At 46.8% G+C, this 16510-nt stretch carries 19 protein-coding genes, 1 tRNA gene and 1 other annotated feature; of the genes, 5 read left to right on the forward strand and 15 right to left on the reverse strand.

Annotated features, from left to right (window positions below):
- Positions 1 to 29: 29 nt before the first annotated feature.
- Positions 30 to 201 (reverse strand) — a sequence feature (ribosomal protein L10 leader region).
- Between the two features lie 34 nt (positions 202 to 235).
- From rplA to rplS, 6 genes are all read right to left on the reverse strand, one after another.
- Positions 236 to 952: a 50S ribosomal protein L1 gene (rplA, locus tag C7I86_RS04350; RefSeq protein WP_010872048.1), complete on the reverse strand. Its 717-nt coding sequence runs from the start codon at positions 950 to 952 to the stop codon at positions 236 to 238.
- 86 nt (positions 953 to 1038) lie between these two features.
- Positions 1039 to 1464, reverse strand: coding sequence for a 50S ribosomal protein L11 (gene rplK, locus C7I86_RS04355; RefSeq protein WP_010872049.1), 426 nt, complete (start codon positions 1462 to 1464; stop codon positions 1039 to 1041).
- A gap of 101 nt (positions 1465 to 1565) precedes the next feature.
- On the reverse strand, positions 1566 to 2183 hold the full coding sequence (nusG, locus tag C7I86_RS04360; RefSeq protein ID WP_010872050.1) for a transcription termination/antitermination protein NusG: 618 nt from the start codon (positions 2181 to 2183) through the stop codon (positions 1566 to 1568).
- A 279-nt stretch (positions 2184 to 2462) separates the two neighbouring features.
- Entirely contained in the window at positions 2463 to 2708 is a 246-nt protein-coding gene (gene secE, locus C7I86_RS04365; RefSeq protein WP_010872051.1) for a preprotein translocase subunit SecE, read from the reverse strand.
- A 111-nt stretch (positions 2709 to 2819) separates the two neighbouring features.
- A tRNA-Trp gene (locus C7I86_RS04370) sits at positions 2820 to 2892 on the reverse strand.
- A gap of 117 nt (positions 2893 to 3009) precedes the next feature.
- Positions 3010 to 3378, reverse strand: a complete 369-nt coding sequence (gene rplS, locus C7I86_RS04375; protein ID WP_010872052.1) for a 50S ribosomal protein L19 — start codon at positions 3376 to 3378, stop codon at positions 3010 to 3012.
- Positions 3379 to 3515: 137 nt separating this feature from the next.
- Here rplS and C7I86_RS04380 point away from each other — a divergent pair, with 137 nt between their 5' ends.
- Positions 3516 to 3908, forward strand: a complete 393-nt coding sequence (locus C7I86_RS04380; RefSeq protein WP_020861559.1) for a hypothetical protein — start codon at positions 3516 to 3518, stop codon at positions 3906 to 3908.
- Positions 3905 to 4900, forward strand: a complete 996-nt coding sequence (locus C7I86_RS04385; RefSeq protein ID WP_020861560.1) for an alpha/beta fold hydrolase — start codon at positions 3905 to 3907, stop codon at positions 4898 to 4900. The genes C7I86_RS04380 and C7I86_RS04385 overlap by 4 nt, the downstream gene beginning before the upstream one ends.
- 55 nt (positions 4901 to 4955) lie before the next feature.
- Here the strand turns inward: C7I86_RS04385 and C7I86_RS04390 are convergent, their stop codons facing one another.
- The 4 genes from C7I86_RS04390 to C7I86_RS19370 all read right to left on the reverse strand — a co-directional run bounded on the left by C7I86_RS04390 (position 4956) and on the right by C7I86_RS19370 (position 7726).
- Positions 4956 to 6035: a late competence development ComFB family protein gene (locus C7I86_RS04390; protein ID WP_010872055.1), complete on the reverse strand. Its 1080-nt coding sequence runs from the start codon at positions 6033 to 6035 to the stop codon at positions 4956 to 4958.
- 262 nt (positions 6036 to 6297) lie between these two features.
- The gene (locus tag C7I86_RS04395) at positions 6298 to 6993 is read right to left on the reverse strand and encodes a hypothetical protein (RefSeq protein WP_010872056.1); all 696 of its coding nucleotides are present in this window, start codon (positions 6991 to 6993) and stop codon (positions 6298 to 6300) included.
- A 63-nt stretch (positions 6994 to 7056) separates the two neighbouring features.
- The gene (locus C7I86_RS04400; RefSeq protein ID WP_010872057.1) at positions 7057 to 7539 is read right to left on the reverse strand and encodes a Tic20 family protein; all 483 of its coding nucleotides are present in this window, start codon (positions 7537 to 7539) and stop codon (positions 7057 to 7059) included.
- A 64-nt stretch (positions 7540 to 7603) separates the two neighbouring features.
- Positions 7604 to 7726, reverse strand: coding sequence for a hypothetical protein (locus C7I86_RS19370; protein ID WP_255345281.1), 123 nt, complete (start codon positions 7724 to 7726; stop codon positions 7604 to 7606).
- Positions 7727 to 7788: 62 nt separating this feature from the next.
- On the opposite strand from C7I86_RS19370, the gene C7I86_RS04405 reads away from it, so the two are divergent.
- The 3 genes from C7I86_RS04405 (at position 7789) to C7I86_RS04415 (ending at position 10443) form a co-directional block, all read left to right on the forward strand.
- Complete coding sequence (locus tag C7I86_RS04405; RefSeq protein ID WP_010872058.1) at positions 7789 to 8109, forward strand: 2Fe-2S iron-sulfur cluster-binding protein; 321 nt, start codon at positions 7789 to 7791, stop codon at positions 8107 to 8109.
- Between the two features lie 111 nt (positions 8110 to 8220).
- Positions 8221 to 9213, forward strand: a complete 993-nt coding sequence (phaE, locus tag C7I86_RS04410; RefSeq protein ID WP_010872059.1) for a class III poly(R)-hydroxyalkanoic acid synthase subunit PhaE — start codon at positions 8221 to 8223, stop codon at positions 9211 to 9213.
- Between the two features lie 132 nt (positions 9214 to 9345).
- The gene (locus tag C7I86_RS04415) at positions 9346 to 10443 is read left to right on the forward strand and encodes a class III poly(R)-hydroxyalkanoic acid synthase subunit PhaC (RefSeq protein WP_041425936.1); all 1098 of its coding nucleotides are present in this window, start codon (positions 9346 to 9348) and stop codon (positions 10441 to 10443) included.
- A 30-nt stretch (positions 10444 to 10473) separates the two neighbouring features.
- Here C7I86_RS04415 and C7I86_RS04420 read toward each other — a convergent pair whose 3' ends face one another.
- From C7I86_RS04420 to C7I86_RS04440, 5 genes are all read right to left on the reverse strand, one after another.
- Positions 10474 to 10857, reverse strand: a complete 384-nt coding sequence (locus C7I86_RS04420; RefSeq protein WP_010872061.1) for a hypothetical protein — start codon at positions 10855 to 10857, stop codon at positions 10474 to 10476.
- Between the two features lie 127 nt (positions 10858 to 10984).
- Complete coding sequence (locus C7I86_RS04425; protein ID WP_010872062.1) at positions 10985 to 11386, reverse strand: fasciclin domain-containing protein; 402 nt, start codon at positions 11384 to 11386, stop codon at positions 10985 to 10987.
- Positions 11387 to 11558: 172 nt separating this feature from the next.
- Positions 11559 to 12854 (reverse strand): CO2 hydration protein, encoded by a 1296-nt coding sequence (locus C7I86_RS04430; RefSeq protein WP_010872063.1) that lies wholly within the window; start codon positions 12852 to 12854, stop codon positions 11559 to 11561.
- Between the two features lie 63 nt (positions 12855 to 12917).
- A complete protein-coding gene (locus tag C7I86_RS04435; protein ID WP_010872064.1) occupies positions 12918 to 14426 on the reverse strand; it encodes an NADH-quinone oxidoreductase subunit M in 1509 nt (502 codons plus the stop codon).
- A 116-nt stretch (positions 14427 to 14542) separates the two neighbouring features.
- Positions 14543 to 16390, reverse strand: coding sequence for an NAD(P)H-quinone oxidoreductase subunit F (locus C7I86_RS04440; protein ID WP_010872065.1), 1848 nt, complete (start codon positions 16388 to 16390; stop codon positions 14543 to 14545).
- Positions 16391 to 16510 lie beyond the last annotated feature (120 nt).

The following is a 16510-nucleotide window of genomic DNA, read 5'->3' on the forward strand; positions in this document are numbered from 1 at the left end:
CTCCTTGGGGTTGGGATAGCAAGCATTAAACACACAATAAAAATGCCCCTTGGCGATCGCCGGGGCTGAAGCAGAGGATCAAAAGCTGTCAAGGAAGCAAATCCCCAACAAACTCAAATCTTGATTCAGGCTTCAACCTCGGCAGGTTAATTAAGCAACCCTAATTGCTCCTGCGGTCTTTGGCATAGCCAGTTAAATAAATAGTGGCTAGAAATGACTCGGAAATTGTCGTCGCTTAGTTATCCTCAAACTTCAGATCGCGTAAAGCATTGATGTCTACAGGGATGGAAGGACCCATGGAACTGGACACAAATACGGTGCGCCAGAAACGACCCTTTGCCCCCGAAGGACGATTGCGGTCAATGGTCTCTTGCAGCGCTTTTAAATTCGCCAATAAATCATCGGCGGAAAAAGAGGCCTTTCCAAACATAACATGAACGATGCCCGTACGATCAGCCCGGAATTCTAATTTTCCGGCTTTAAATTCATTTACCGCCGCGGCCAGGTCTGCGGTTACCGTTCCCCCCTTGGGAGAAGGCATGAGACCCCGGGGCCCCAATTGTTTACCCAACCGGGCAATTTTGGGCATCATATCAGGGGTGGCAATGAGCACGTCAAAGTCCATCATGCCCTTTTGAATTTCTTCAATCAATTCCTCAGAACCGGCAATGTCAGCCCCAGCATCGGTGGCCTCCTTGACCTTTTCCCCCCGGGCTAGCACGGCTACCCGTACTGTTTGCCCTGTTCCTTTGGGTAAAGAAACAGTGGTCCGAATTTGTTGGTCACTGTATTTGGGATCAATGCCCAGACGGATGTGGGCTTCGGCCGTCTCATCAAATTTGGCAGTGGCGGTTTCCTTGAGCAACTCCATGGCCTCTAACGGGCTATAGAGTTTGCTGTCATCTACCTTGGCGATCGCCGCCTGCATGCGTTTTGAAAGCTTTTTAGTCATGGATTTGGTAACTCCTTGGGTACTGGCGAAGTAGGGAACTTCTCCCCGAAATAAATGGAAAACTTATTGGGTCTAGGCCCTCAAACTTAGCTGTTGACAGTAATACCCATATTGCGGGCTGTGCCTTCAATAATATTCATGGCCGCATCAATGTCGTTGGCATTAAGGTCAGGCAATTTTGTTTGGGCAATTTCCCGCAGTTGCTCCCGGGTAATGGAAGCCACTTTGTTTTTATTCGGTTCACTAGATCCCTTTTCCACCCCAGCGGCTTTACGGATGAGCACCGAAGCAGGAGGAGTTTTGAGGATAAAGGTGAAACTACGGTCTTCAAACACCGAAATTTCCACAGGAATAATCATCCCAGGCTTATCGGCGGTCTTGGCATTGTACTCTTTGCAAAATGCCATGATATTAACCCCATGCTGACCCAAAGCGGGACCAACGGGGGGAGCAGGGTTAGCCTTGCCAGCGGGCAGGGCCAGTTTAATCAGAGCGACGACTTTCTTGGCCATTGCTTATGTATGTCTAAGTTAATGTGATTAGGATGTGAATTAACGGCGATCAAACCCACCGCGGGGAGCGAGAATTTACTTCCAATCTCCCACTAAAGGGTTTAATTCTGTTTTTCCACCTGGGTAAATTCCAATTCCACCGGGGTTTCCCGACCGAAAATGGACAGTAAGGCTTTTAGCTTACTTCTTTCTGGACTGACTTCAATCACGTCCCCTTCAAAATCCTTAAAGGGGCCGGAGAGCACCATGATGTGATCACCGATTTCCATATCGATTTTCACCACGGGTTCCTGCTCATCCACGTGACGGAAGATTCGTTCCACTTCCCCATGACTGAGGGGCATGGGTAAAACGTGGCCCCGCCCCCGACCATAGTGACGCTTCTGCTCAGAGCCGACGAAGTTGATCACGTGGGGGGTATTTTTTACCACCTGCCAAGCGTCATCGTCCATAATCATGCGGATGAGCACGTAGCCAGGGAAAATTTTCTCTTCCCCCTGCACCCTTGCCCCGTCTTTGCGGATTTTTACGATGGGAGTTTTGGGAATTTCCACCTGGAGGATGCGATCAGCCACGTCCAAGGTGTGAATCCTCTGCTCAAGGTTTAACTTAACCCGCTTTTCACAGCCAGAGGCTACCTGTACGGCAAACCAATGGCCTTCGGAGGGTGTTTTTTTGTTTTGTTCCGCGACCGGAGATTGATCGTCAGTGAAGCTCATGACAACATGTACGAGGAATATTGACTGGGGGGATTGCCGGCAATCCAGGCTCAAGTTTGAGCAAGACTGGGCAGAGTGAATGTTGGGGATTTAGAATTTCTAAAACTTCAACAGGATCGAAAAAATAAAAAATATCGAGGGCGTAGCTGAGAAATAAAAATCTTATTTTACTTAGATAACTTAACAGGAAGCTTGACTAGAAGTTTCTCATCAGCTATCGAAAGAAAGTCAAAGCTTATTGGGCAGTAATTTACCGACCCCTTGGCTCCACTGAGTTCGTTAACCGAAAAGGAAAGGTTGTTTGGTAATCCAGCCAAAGATTTGATCAACGAAGTAGATAACCGTCGAAACCAAGATAACCATCAAAATCACGGCTACGGATTCGCTGATTAGCTGTTGACGGGAGGGCCAAACCACTTTTGCCAACTCATCTTTGGTGGCTGCAATGAAGTTGCTCCGGGCCTGGACATTGTCCACGGAATTGTCTTCGGTACTGTCGGTTCTGACCGCTTCCTTCTTAACCACAGGTTTTTCTTGCCTCCCAAATCGTTATAACTAATGAGAAAATCTGGAACATCACCGAACGCAAAGTCGAATAATTGCGTAACAATCGTTGGCGAGGTAATTGGTGGTCAACGCGCCCTGGAGGACTTGAACCCCCGACATCAGGTTTTGGAGACCTGCGTTCTACCAACTGAACTAAGGACGCATAGTCTGGGCTGAGGTTAGCCCTGGAGTCTGCACTCTGGCACCATCATACCCTAATTTGCTGCCAATTCCCATCGATGGCGATCGCCATTGGTGTTGGAGATCACAGTTTCGCTGACTACAGAGCCCGGTCAAACCGCTGCTTGATGCGGGTAGCTTTACCAACCCGATCCCGGAGATAGTAAAGTTTGGCCCGACGAACCTTACCGCGGCGCAACACTTTGATGCTGGCAACCCGGGGAGAATGGAGCAGGAAAACCCTTTCCACACCAACACCTTGGAAAATTTTCCGTACGGTAATGGTTTCGCTGATGCCGCCGTTGCGTTTGGCAATGACGGTGCCTTCGTAGGGTTGGATCCGTTCTTTCCCACCTTCGACAATCTTGACCCCAACCTTGATGGTGTCACCGACATGGATGGTGGGCAGGTCTTCTTTGAGAAACTCTGCCTCAATGGAATTGATTATGGCTTGGGCGTTCATGGTCATAGTAAAAACTGACAATTTCTCATCATAACTGATTTACCCTCTTTTGCAAAAGTTGCTTTTTTCCCACTTGCCTTGCTGTTGCGCCCGGACTGTTGGCCGCTAGAATGCAGTTTTGCTGGATCATAATTGAAAAGCCGATGACCACCATTACCTCCCAGGCGATCGCCCGTTACCGTGACCAACTTGCCCATTGTCCGGAGGCAATGCAGGCGCTGGATACCATCGAGGATTGTGAAGGTAATTTAGAAGATGCGGCCCTGACCCTGGGCATCCAAGTGGGGCAACAGCCCGATCGCAATGATTGGCTAGAGGGTTTGGCCAAAAGATGCCGAGTAGCCATTTGTGAGGGGGGTTTTCCGGCGGCATTAAAAGACAATAACATCAGTACAGTGGTCAATCACCTTAGCGAACGCAAAGTCTGTCATCCCCTGTTAGCGCCCCTGGTGGTGGCCTATGTTTTGGAGCAAGGCATTGATGATTTTTGCGCTCCTATCCATTTCAAGCTCAATTACGATGGTGAAAACAATTGACCGGTGATATTCTGACCACCCAATCCCAGGATAGGCAAGGAATAAAACGATGGGATGAACGCATTGGTTGTCAGCGGGAATGGAGTTGGCGGGGTTGGCAAATTCGGTATAGTTTTCGTCACCCTATTGAGCCCACTGGTTTACCTCCCCTGTTGCTTATCCATGGTTTTGGGGCGGCGATCGAGCATTGGCGTTACAACATGTCGTTTTTTGCTCAACACACCAGCGTTTACGCCATTGATTTGCTTGGTTTTGGTGGTTCCCGCAAAGCTGACGAACGTTACAGTGCTTACTCCTGGGCAGACCAGGTGCGGGATTTCTGTCGGGAAATAATTGGCTGTCCCACCGTGTTAGTGGGAAATTCCATTGGTTCCCTGGTGGCGTTAACTATGGCAGCAGAAAGTCCAACCCTAGTGGCCGGATTAATTATGGCAAGTTTGCCGGACGTTTCTCTTCGTCAGCAGGCCGCCCCTCGTTTTTTAAGACCTTGGATTGAAAAGGTGGAAAGCGCTTTTTCCCCTCCTTGGTTACTCAATGGCCTATTCAAGTTTGTTCGTCGTCCCCCGATTATCAAGCGTTGGGCCGGTTTGGCCTATGGTTTGCGGCAGGAACAGCTTGATCTAGACCAGTTTGAAGAGGAATTGGTGCAAATTATTTGTTCTCCTCCCCAGGATTTGGGGGCAGAGGTTGCCTTTCGGCAATTGTTTAGCTCTGTGCGTCAGTCCCACTTTGCGCCGTCGGTGAAGGAGTTATTGCCTACCCTGGATTTACCCATATTGTTGCTTTGGGGAGATGGCGATCGGTTTATCCCCTGTCGATATGGCCAGCAATTTGCCCTGTTGAACAAAAAAATTGAATTTCAACTTTGGCCTGGAGTCGGCCACTGTTTACATGACGAGTGCCCAAATAAGTTTAATCAAACTTGCTTAACTTGGCTAAGGCGGAATTTTGATAAATCCTTTGAACTAAGCGAGCCGGTGGTGACGGCTTGAAAAAGCTGCCAGGAAAATCAATAATGACAAGACTTTCAAATAGATTTTTAATCAGCTAAAAACTGTACCAGTCACGAATGGAATCAGCAAAGGTTTCATCACCATTATCTTGATCATTGTCGGTAAATTCTATAATAGAAGTTTGTTGGGCATCTAGGGACTCCTGCCGACGTCTTTGTAAGTAGGTTGCATCATTATCTGTGTGAGTTGTATGCCGCCCATCCCGTTGATTTTTTTCGATTTGTCGCAAAATTTTGCGCACTACAGAGGCTAAGTTTTTAGCGGTTATTTTTTCATAGGCAATGCCATAAACGTCGAGCACTTGTTCTAGGTCTAATAAAGCGGCATGGTAGTCCCTCACCCCCCGCCGAATTTTGCTAGAAAGTTCATCTAGGCTAACTTTGTCTTGGGCAACGCCAATGTTACGGGCAAATTCTTCTAGTTCTATCAGAATGGAATGGGCTGTACTAAAGGAGTCTATTTCATCGATATTTAGAGGGGTGGATTTTTTTAGAGGGTCCCGCATAATTGCGCCAATTCCCCTTAGCACAGCGGTGCGAATCTCCCCTCGCATCTGTTCAACTCGTTGCATCTGAAATGCTTTTCCTTCTTCACTGGCCACATACATGGGGGGCAAGCGATTTAGTGTATAGCTAGCCACCTCGGCAATGCTGACAAATTTGGCGACGTTGACGGGTAGTTTTTGCAGTTCGTTATAAATTTCATCCTTGACTACTACTTCCAGTAAGTTAAGACAGGTTTTCCGCTGACGTTTTTGTTCTTCTTCTTTTTCGTCTAATAGGTTTTCTAACAATGATTGGCTGATGCTATCGGAGGTAATGCCATAAATGGGAGCGATAATATCTAGCAAGTTTTTGGCGATCGGCACATAGGCTTCCTTTCGATTCAGGCTTTCAATCAGGTTATACATGTCCGACACCAAACGTTTGATCTCTGGTTGGACTTTAACTAAGTTCACTAGTAGTGTGTAAGTGGAGCAACTGCCCACAACCTTCGGATCGTTTTCCCAAACTTTGTTGGTCAGACCGTAAATAATTTTCTTTAGTCTAATTCTTTCGCGGTCACTCTCAATTTTGTTGATAACATCGGGTAAGCATTCCGTGTTAAATTTCATGATAGTTAGCGAGTGTTAGGGAAAGAATTCTTGCTGACCAAGGCTAATGCAGCCAGTGGTGTCGGAGGAAAAAGACAAAAGCACTTAAACTATTTTCAACGATTGTGCTGACTGCCAACAATAGTATGATAACAGGCCGACACCAACACCATAGTCTAGAGATGATTGCCCCAATGGTATCTCCTGAAATCGCTCCCCGGATGTAAGTGGACGATGGCCGTTCAAAAAGTTCACTTCAACTTATTTGGTTTAACTAAAACAGTCAATTGGAACCAACAGCAGGCTCTCCTAGATGTTGGGCGAGAAGATGGCGACATTCTTCTACCGATCGCCGTTGGGCCAGGGCTTGTTGCAACTGACCATGGGCTTGGCGGTGTTGTTCCAGCAGGTTTTTAGCTTGGAGAAAAGCCCAACTTTCCTTTTGCTGTAGTTTAATTTCTGGCAGTCCTGCCCGACGAAAAGCTTGGCGTAGCTGTTGGCGATCGCCGTTTCCTCCCTGGGATTCACCATAGATAATTTTTTCTGCGGCAATGCCCGCCATCCAAACCGTAGCCCAACGTTCCAGAGCTTGGGGGCGGAGGTGCCAATCCCGACACTGATTTTCTAGATTGGTCGTATCAAATTGGATGCCCGCCATTCCCCCGGCTCCCTGGCGCAGAACTTCCCAGGGACTAAGACTGTAGTTAGTAATGGGAATTTGTAGGCAATGGGCCACCAGAAAATGCCCTGCTTCATGGCACAAAATTCTCTCTTTTTCCGCTTTGGTTTGGAAGAGACCGACAAAAAAGTCTGTCCCCTTGCCCTGCCAACTAATTTGATCCGCTGTGATTATGCCCAAAATCCCTAAGGTCGCCGCTGCTGGAATAGCCGGAGAAAGGTGCACTATCGGCCCCACCAGGGCAGACATCATCATTAGGAAAATGGCGATCGCCACCAGATTTAAACGACTATCAGACATGGTCAGGAAAAATAGCTCCAGTTAATCAACTTGGTCAGAGGCAGGGTCCATCAACGTGGGTAATTAAAAGCGCACTTGGGAATAGGCCGCGTCGGAAATGGTGGGAATTTCTGCGTAGCGTCCCAGCACTGATTGAACAATGCCGAAAAATCCACAGGCTAAGGCCCCAAGGAAAGCAAAATTGTAGAGGGTTTCGGTAACTAGTCCCTGGCCAAACACTGGCTGGATCACGTAGGCAACGATTAAGCCAAACAAGGATAGGAGAATGCCAATTAGGATGGCTTGCATAGCATTGAAGCGGATAAAGTGGGAGATATTGTTGTTTCTCACCACTGCCATAAACAGCACAATAAAGATGATAAAAGAGGCAAAGGGAAACTGATAATAGAATTGCAACAGGGGCATAATGGGCAAGTAAATTATCTGTAAAACAGGAAATTGTTGTAATAAAAATCCCCCAAACATGAATGCATCAATGAGGGGAATCACATAAATCAAAGCACTGAAAAAACGATCTTTCCCGTCTGCCGTACTGTTAGATGCCATAGAAAATTCCTTGTTGATTTAAAAAGAGTTACGCAGATTATGCCCTGATTTTAACCTGGGTTCGTCATGGCCCAGATTCGGTCTTCCCCCAGGCGATCGCCAAGGAAAAATTATTTTTCTGACCCGCTACCGTGGCGACAATGGTGGCCAGGTTGATACTCCTCAGGTTGGTTAACAGCCTATCCAAAACTTGCTAGAGTGTTCATTGGCCAAAAATCCCATTAATTCTTTTATTATTACCGCTTTGCCATGGTTAACACCTACACCGCCGAAATCCAACACCAGGGTCAGACCTATACCATCTCCGTTCCCGAGGATAAAACGGTGCTCCAAGCGGCGGATGATGAGGGGATACAACTACCTACTTCCTGTGGCGCTGGGGTTTGCACTACCTGTGCGGCGTTAATCACCGAAGGCACAGCGGAGCAGGCTGACGGCATGGGAGTTTCAGCGGAACTACAGGCTGAGGGATATGCTCTACTTTGTGTAGCCTATCCCCGCTCAGATTTGAAAATTATCACCGAAAAAGAAGACGAAGTTTATCAGCGGCAGTTCGGCGGCCAAGGTTAGATTCGGCTGGAATTCTCCCTTCCCATGACAAATCTTCCAGAGCAACACTTGCCACCCCAAAAAGCTGAGCCATAATTCAGGTAGCGGCCAGTAGTAAGGTGGATTTTGACCATGGAATCGACAAATAAAACCTGGACAGAACTCATGACTCCCCTCAGTCAGTTTTGGCTGGAGTCCAGTAGCCAGGCTTGGAAGAATTGGTTTGACCTCATGGCCAAGGGCGGGGCCGGCGCCATGATGGGCTCGGCTCCCCAGTCCTTTGAGTCTTTGCCCCAACAGTTCCTCCAATCCCAGCAGTTTTATGGAGAGTTACTTAAGCTTTCTTTTGAAGCTTGGCAAAGCCTGTGGCCTAAATTGGATAATGGTTCGGCGCCAGGGGCAGTGCAGGGCTACCTAAAACAGCTACAAACCCAAATTGAGCAATATACCGCCACCACCCAAGCTCTCCAAGGGGACATGGATGGTTTATGGCAGTGTTACATCAAGGAAGTACAAAGATTTTCCCAACTCTGGCTCTCCACCTGGCAGAGTAGCGTCGCCCCCCTGGGCAAATTACCCACCGGGGACATCCATGCTTGGTTAGATTTAAATAATCTCTACGGCGATGCCCTCTACAACAAAAACCTGAGCAGTTTTATGCGATCGCCTTTGCTGGGGCCCAGTCGGGAAATGAATGGCAAATTATTGCGGGCCTTTGACGATTGGGTTAAGTTATCCCAGGCCATGGCAGACTATCAATTACTGGAAGCAGATATTCAATACCGGGGCTTTGCTGCTTTGATGGAAGATTTACTGGCCCGGGCTAAGGAAGATAAACCCGTTAAAACCTGGAAGGAATTTCAACAACGGTGGGCGATCGCCGCTGACCAAGTGTTTGAAGAAGCTTTTTGTGAGGAAAAAAATCTGAAAGTACGGGGCAAATTCATCAATGCCTTGAATCGTTATCGCATTCAGCAACAGGAGATTCTAGAAGCATGGTTAAAAATGCTGAACCTCCCTACCCGCTCAGAGGTGGATGAAATTCATCAAACCATTTATCAGTTGCGGAAAGAAGTTAAAAGTTTGAAAAAACGATTGGGAGAAACAGAAGCAAACCCAGGCTAAAAGTTACTTTATTGGATTTAGTCCCATTGCATTTCGAGCTTTTGGATTCTGGACATTTTTGTTCAGATCCGATGGATAGTTAATTCACCATCAATGTTTTTACTATTTTTTATCGTTCATTGGTTAAAAATTATGTTGCCTTTTTTTGCTCAGGTGGGGTTAGAAGAAAATCTCCATGAAACCCTAGATTTTACTGAAAAATTTCTCTCTGGCTTGGAAAATTTGCAGGGTTTGAATGAAGATGACATCCAGGTGGGCTTTACCCCCAAAGAAGCAGTTTACCAGGAAGATAAGGTTATTCTTTACCGTTTCCAACCGGTGGTGGAAAATCCCTTACCTATCCCGGTTTTAATTGTTTACGCCCTGGTAAATCGCCCCTACATGGTGGATTTGCAGGAAGGACGCTCCCTGGTGGCCAACCTCCTCAAACTGGGTTTGGACGTGTATTTAATTGATTGGGGTTATCCCTCCCGGGGCGATCGTTGGTTGACCCTAGAAGATTATTTGTCTGGATATTTGAACAACTGTGTCGATATTATTTGTCAACGCTCCCAGCAAGAAAAAATTACGTTGTTAGGAGTTTGTCAGGGGGGCACATTTAGCCTGTGTTACGCTTCTCTATTCCCGGATAAGGTTAAAAATTTGGTGGTGATGGTGGCTCCGGTGGACTTTGAACAACCCGGTACTTTATTGAACGCCCGGGGAGGCTGTACCTTGGGAGCCGAAGCAGTAGATATTGACTTAATGGTGGATGCCATGGGCAATATTCCAGGGGATTATCTTAACCTAGAATTTCTCATGCTTAAACCCCTGCAATTAGGTTACCAAAAGTATCTTGATGTGCCCGATATTATGGGGGATGAAGCGAAATTGTTAAACTTTCTACGCATGGAAAAATGGATTTTTGATAGTCCCGATCAAGCGGGGGAAACTTACCGTCAATTCCTCAAGGATTTTTATCAACAAAATAAATTGATCAAAGGGGAAGTGATGATTGGCGATCGCCTGGTGGATCTGCATAATTTGACCATGCCCATATTGAATTTATATGCGGAAAAAGACCACTTGGTGGCCCCTGCTTCTTCCCTAGCTTTGGGGGACTATTTGCCGGAAAACTGTGACTACACCGTCCAATCTTTCCCCGTGGGTCATATTGGCATGTATGTCAGTGGTAAAGTACAACGGGATCTGCCCCCGGCGATCGCCCATTGGCTATCGGAACGACAGTGAAAATTTTGCTGGAATACATTAGGGCAACACTCAGGACTCATCTAGTGCTTTAACTGATACATCCACCGCTTGTACGTCAATAGTTCCAGGGGGAGTGGGGCGGGTAAATTGTCCATTGCTCACTTCCAACTCTTCCCCGCAACTGGGGCATCGGCATGGCTGACCGTCAAAACCAGTGAAGTGATACTGACAAACGGGACACTCCCCATCCACCAATTTTCTCTTCAGCCACCAGCGGAATACCAAAAAGCCCACCGTTGGTGCCAGAAACAATAGCAAAATCAACAGAGCAATGCCATTGACAACCCATTTCAGACCAATGGCACTGAGGAGCATGGCCACGGCAAGGACAGTCAAGCCACAGCCCAGGCCTGATTGGTTGACGGTAACAAATTTGGGGGAAAAGTTGTTCACAGATGGCTCCTACCAACAGCATTACCGCTGGGATCACTATTTTCCATCCTAGTCCATTAGCTCCGCAGTTGGAATACCAAGGTATCCTCCCCTGGGCTAAAGGTTTTGAACAGGTCGCACACCATGCCTATCCCATTAAAATCACGTTGTCAATCACATGGATAATGCCGTTGTCCGCTTCGATATCGGGGATGATTACCGTGGCATTTTTCACTTCAAACCCCTCCGTACAGTCGATGGCGATCGGGGAGCCCTCTACTGAATCAACAGTTGATAGGCGACATAAATCAGCTTGGGTAAACTTCCCGGCAACCACGTGGTAGGTTAAAATCCGAGCCAATTGGGGAATATTTTGTACCAGGGTGGTAATGGTACCGGGGGGGAGTTTGGCAAAGGCCGTATCCGTGGGAGCGAAAACCGTAAAGGGCCCAGGGCTTTGCAACACGTCAACCAAATTGGCCGCAGTGACAGCGGTCACCAAGGTGGAGAATCGCTCGTCAGACACCGCAATTTCAACAATGTTAGGCATGGATTTAATTGAATTAGTCAGTCAAACGGAAGGGAAGCTGTCAAAAAACTGATTCTAGTAATCGTTATGACTAGTCGGGCTAAGTTTAAGACGACGGCAATGACAAAGGATTTATAGACAATTCATCTTAATCTAAATGTTCGTCACCATTTTGACTAGACCAGCTATCAAATTAACGATAACTATCGCTTTGAATATCTTTCAAGCGGGCTTCAGGACGAAGAAATCGGTCTATTTGAGCTTCAAAAAATTGCCGATTCTTAGCCAAATGCCGGGGGTTCGGATCATCTAGGGGATATAACAATGCCGTCCGCAAAGCCTGGATGACTGCTGAGGTAACATTGTACATTGAGCGCTGGAAAGTGATCCCCAACTGCACCAACATATCGTCCTCACCCCGGCAATGTTTTTGATAATACTCGATTAAATATGGTGGCAAAAAGTGCAACATATCATCCATCAACAGCGTGGGGGGAATGCCCGCAGTACCAACGGGGAATACATCGGCATACAAAATACCATAGTGAAAATCCTTTTGTTCTTCCGGCACCTGTTTGGCCTGGGCATTATAGGATTTGGTCCCCCGGAATGGTGCAGTGCGGTAAAAAACAGCTTCCACATAGGGTAGTGCCGCTTCATAAAGCCAGGTAAAACCCTTAGATTTGGGAATAATTTCTAAACATTCGCCATCAATATAAACATGGTGATAAATGGGGCGGCCAGCAATGGCAAAAATACCGTTAACTAAGAAGTTCATGGCATCAGGAACTCCTTTAAAACCGCCCTCATCGTAAATGTCGGACATTTCAAAAAATACGGGGGCCATTACTTCCCAAAAAAGCCCCAAATTTGAGTAGTAGGATAGTTCTCTGACCTGTTCTAAAAATAAATCAGGGAAAAGTTTATATAACGCCAACATCGGGGGATTGCCCTTAAAGTAAGCTCGAATCGCTTTATCTGCGTTGGCTTTATATTCGTCACTATCTAGGTAGGTATCAAATTTACCCATGCCCATGTCCCGGCCATGCCATAGCATTGCTTGCATGCATGCCTCTGCAAACTCCATGTTGATGCGGTCATGCCAGAGGTGATGGAACAGTTTAGGCATTTTGGTGGTGTTGCCTTTTTCCATAAACTCCAGCAACTCAGGGTGGGCAGAAGCCTCTCCCCGCCAGATTCTCAGATCAGCAGTTTCGCCAGCATAGTGGTTGGCAAGATCTAAATATTCCTGGGGCAGAAAATATTTAAAGAAACGCAAGGGATTGAGAAATACCCGTTCCGCAATGTAGAGCAGATCCCGCCAGTAAAAATCCATGGGCACAGCATAGGCTTTGTAAATACCTATGATCTGCATCAAGTTTTCCGGAGTGTCCGGCAACATGGAGCCACCGGCTTCGAGGCGATGGATAACGTCGGCAAAAGGATGGGTGGAGGGGGGTAAGGTAGCTTTTGGGGTCAGGGTAGTCATTTAAGATTCACCGGGAAAAATAAACTGCACTAAATGCAATGGACAATGGCAACGGCGTTAGAGTTATGGCAAGGTCACCCCTTGGGCTAATTGCTCAATGGCGGAGGTTTCATGGGGTAACTGGGCAATCATTTCATTGGTGGTGGTTTGTGTCCAATGTACTAAGTAGTTGGGCTGAACACCGAGGAAGAAAATAATGGCGGTCAGTACCAGGGCTGGGATCATTTCCGAGGCTAATACTTTCGGATAGTAGGCTCTTTGATTATCGAGTTTGCCAAAGCAGGTGCGGTTTAAAAGAATGACAAAATAAACTGCTGTTAGACCGGAAGCCAGAATGCAAAGTAGAGTCGGAATGGGAAAAGTGGGAAAACTACCTTGGAAAACGATGAACTCCGCTGCAAAACCCACCAAACCAGGAATGCCAGCGCTGGCCATGCCCCCGGTAATTAATAGGGCACTGGTTAGGGGCAAACCCCGAATGGGATTCATCAAACCATTCAATACATCCAGGTCGCGGGTGCCAGCTTTCCGTTCGACGATGCCCACCAGATGGAACAGCAGAGCCAGAATTAGACCGTGGCTAACCATTTGGGCCACTGCCCCTAAAACACTCAGCTCGGTACCGGCGGCGGCGGCCACTAGGATGTATCCCATGTGGCCAATGGAGCTATAGGCCACCATCCGTTTGATATCTTTTTGGGCGATCGCCGAGAGGGCTCCGTATAGTACAGTAACTGTACCAATAATAGCTAACACCGGGGCAAACTGGGCCCAGGTTTGGGGAAATAGTTGCAGACCAAAGCGGATAATACCGTAGGTTCCTAGTTTGGCCAAAATGCCTCCCAATAGAATGGCCGTGGCTGGGGAAGCTTCCGTGTAGGCATCGGGTAACCAAGTGTGTAGGGGAACCAGGGGAATCTTGATGCCAAAACCCAACAAAATCAGAATCAACAGAATGGTTTGGGCTGACTCGGTAAAGGTCTGGGTAATTTCTGGATTGTAATCAAAGGAATGGCTACCACTTAGTAAACTCATGCCGAGAAAGGCTGCTAACACCAACAAACCAGAAAAGGCAGTGTAGAGCAGAAACTTCATGGAGGCATAACCCCGTTTTTCCCCACCCCAAATGGCAATCATTAAGTAGAAGGGAATTAATTCTAGTTCGTAGAAGACGATGAATAGAAGTAGATTTTGGGCTAATAGGGCACCGGAAATACCGGCATTAATTAGCAAGATCAACCCATAGTAAAGTCTTGATCTGTTCACGTTAGGCCCAATGCTATAAATCGCCACCCCTGTCAACAGGTTATTAAGAATTACGAGGGGCAGAGATAATCCATCAATGGCAAGGCTATAGTTCAAACCAAGCTGGGGAATCCAAGGCAAATACTCCTGGAATTGAAACTGGGGGTCTGTAACATCAAATTTAAACAACACTAGCAATGACCACACCAGGGTCAAAACAGCGAATACTTCGGTGATTTGTCTAAGTTGTTTGGCTGGTATGTTGCCCGGAAAAAAGCCAATAATCAAAGCTCCGATAACTGGCAGGATTAAGAGCAGGCTAAGCATGGCAAAAAGAGGTGATAAGTCAGTTGGATGAAGGTAAATCTTGCCAATGGAAAATCAAATTTGAACAGATTGCATTCATTGGCCTTGGCTTGCAGTTGATTTTCCTGGTCTTGGGCTTAAAATGCTTGGCCAAGCAAAGAATAGCTAAGAAAGGCGCCAATTAAAGTCAGGCCTAGGACAATGGAAAGAACGTAAAATTGCGTCTGACCAGAAACGTTATATTTCAAACTCTGACCACTAAAAATTGTTACAATCCCAATTAAATTAATCACTCCGTCCACAAAGGTTTTATCAAACCAGTTAATTAAGCGAGAAATTGAATCAATGACGGCGACAATAGTGAGTTTGTAGAACTTATCTGTATACAAGTCATAGGCAAAAAAGTTTTGTACTACAGGCAAAGGTAAGTCAATTGGTTTAGTGATTTTAGGATTGAGGTAAATAAAGGCTGAGCTTCCCACACCCAGTAAGCTAGACGCAATGAGGACTGAGCTTAAGCCCCAATTAATGTCGGCAAAATCAGGTAATAAATTTCCTTGCTTTAGGATTAGGGACAGATGTAGAGCAAAACCTACTGTCACAACCATGGGCAACACCAATGCCCACAATCCCTCTGGCGATCGGACGGTCATCGGCTTAGCTTCACCACCAAAAATCAAACAAAATCCACGGGTTACATTGAAAGCAGTGAGCAGGTTCACCACTAGTAATACCCCGACTAGCAAAGGGGATGTAGCTGATAGATTTTCTGCCAGTTTTAGCCAAGCCCAAAAAGTCCCAAAGGGAGGTAGGGCAATAAGGGATGCAACCCCTACCAGATAACTCAAACCAGAAATTGGACGACGGCTCCAAAGACCACCGTATTGGGTCAAATCCTGGGTCACATTGTTGAGAATAATGCCCCCCACACACATCACCAGAATTGCCATGGCAAAGGTGTAAGTAAAAATCAGTTGTAGAGCTGTTTCCCCTTGACCAGTACCCACGGCAATAAACACTAGGCCCATGTAAGCACTAACTACATAGGAAAGGAAGCGCTTAATATCTATTTGGGCGATCGCAATTAAAGAAGCACCGATCGCCGTTACGGAACCGATAGCAATCATGACAGTCAAAGCCACAGGAGAAAGGGCCAGAATCGGTTGTACCTTTACCAAAACCCACGCTCCCGTTGCAACCACCAATGTATTCCTTAGAATAGTGGCGGGAATTGGACCTTCCATGGCTTCATCCAACCAGAGATGGAGAGGAAATTGAGCGCATTTAGCCAAAGGTCCAGCAATTAAGGCCAAACAAAGCAGGGTGGCAGCGGTGGGATTTAAGTCTGCACTAGCAGCCCATTGGGCCAAATCATCATAATTCCAACTTCCAGCCAAAGGCAGGAGGGCAACTACCCCCATTAACAAAATTAAATCTCCAACCCGTTTAGTTAAAAACGCATCCCTAGCCCCGGTCACCACTAGGGATTGATTGAACCAATAGCCAATGAGAAGATAAGTACCTAGGGTTAAAATTTCCAGGACAACGTAGCTGAAAAACAGGGAGTTACACAACACTAAAGTGCATAATCCCGCCTCAAACAGAGCCATTAGGGAAAAAAATCTGGCCCAGCCCCAATCCCTTTCTAGATATCCGATGGCATAAATCTGTGCCCCCAAATTTAACCCAGTAATCAAAACCAGGGCGGCGATGTTAACAGTGGATATTTTTAAATCAAAGTTAATTTCTAAGTCAGCGGCATGTAGCCAGGGGAAGGAAAGATCGATGGCGGGTTGCTGCCAAATATGTATAAGCACCAACAGACTATGCAAAAATGCAACAAAAGTCATTAATGTGCTTATATAGCCTGCCGGCCTTGGCCCCGTTTGTCGAGTTAAGCCCGGTGACCAGGGGACCGCTAACAGGGCACCCAAAAGAGCGTAGCAAGGTACTAGCCAGATAATTCGACTTAAACTTTCTAACATGGGGGTTGTGGGAAATTTTGTTAACAAGATTCCACTTTCGCCGTCCAAACATCCCGGTCACCGAAGAATTTTCCGGCTTACTCGGTGCTAGGAATCTGGGACTGCCAGAACCCAGACAGG

It is taken from the genome of Synechocystis sp. IPPAS B-1465, from assembly GCF_003015225.1.
Classification (GTDB): domain Bacteria; phylum Cyanobacteriota; class Cyanobacteriia; order Cyanobacteriales; family Microcystaceae; genus Synechocystis.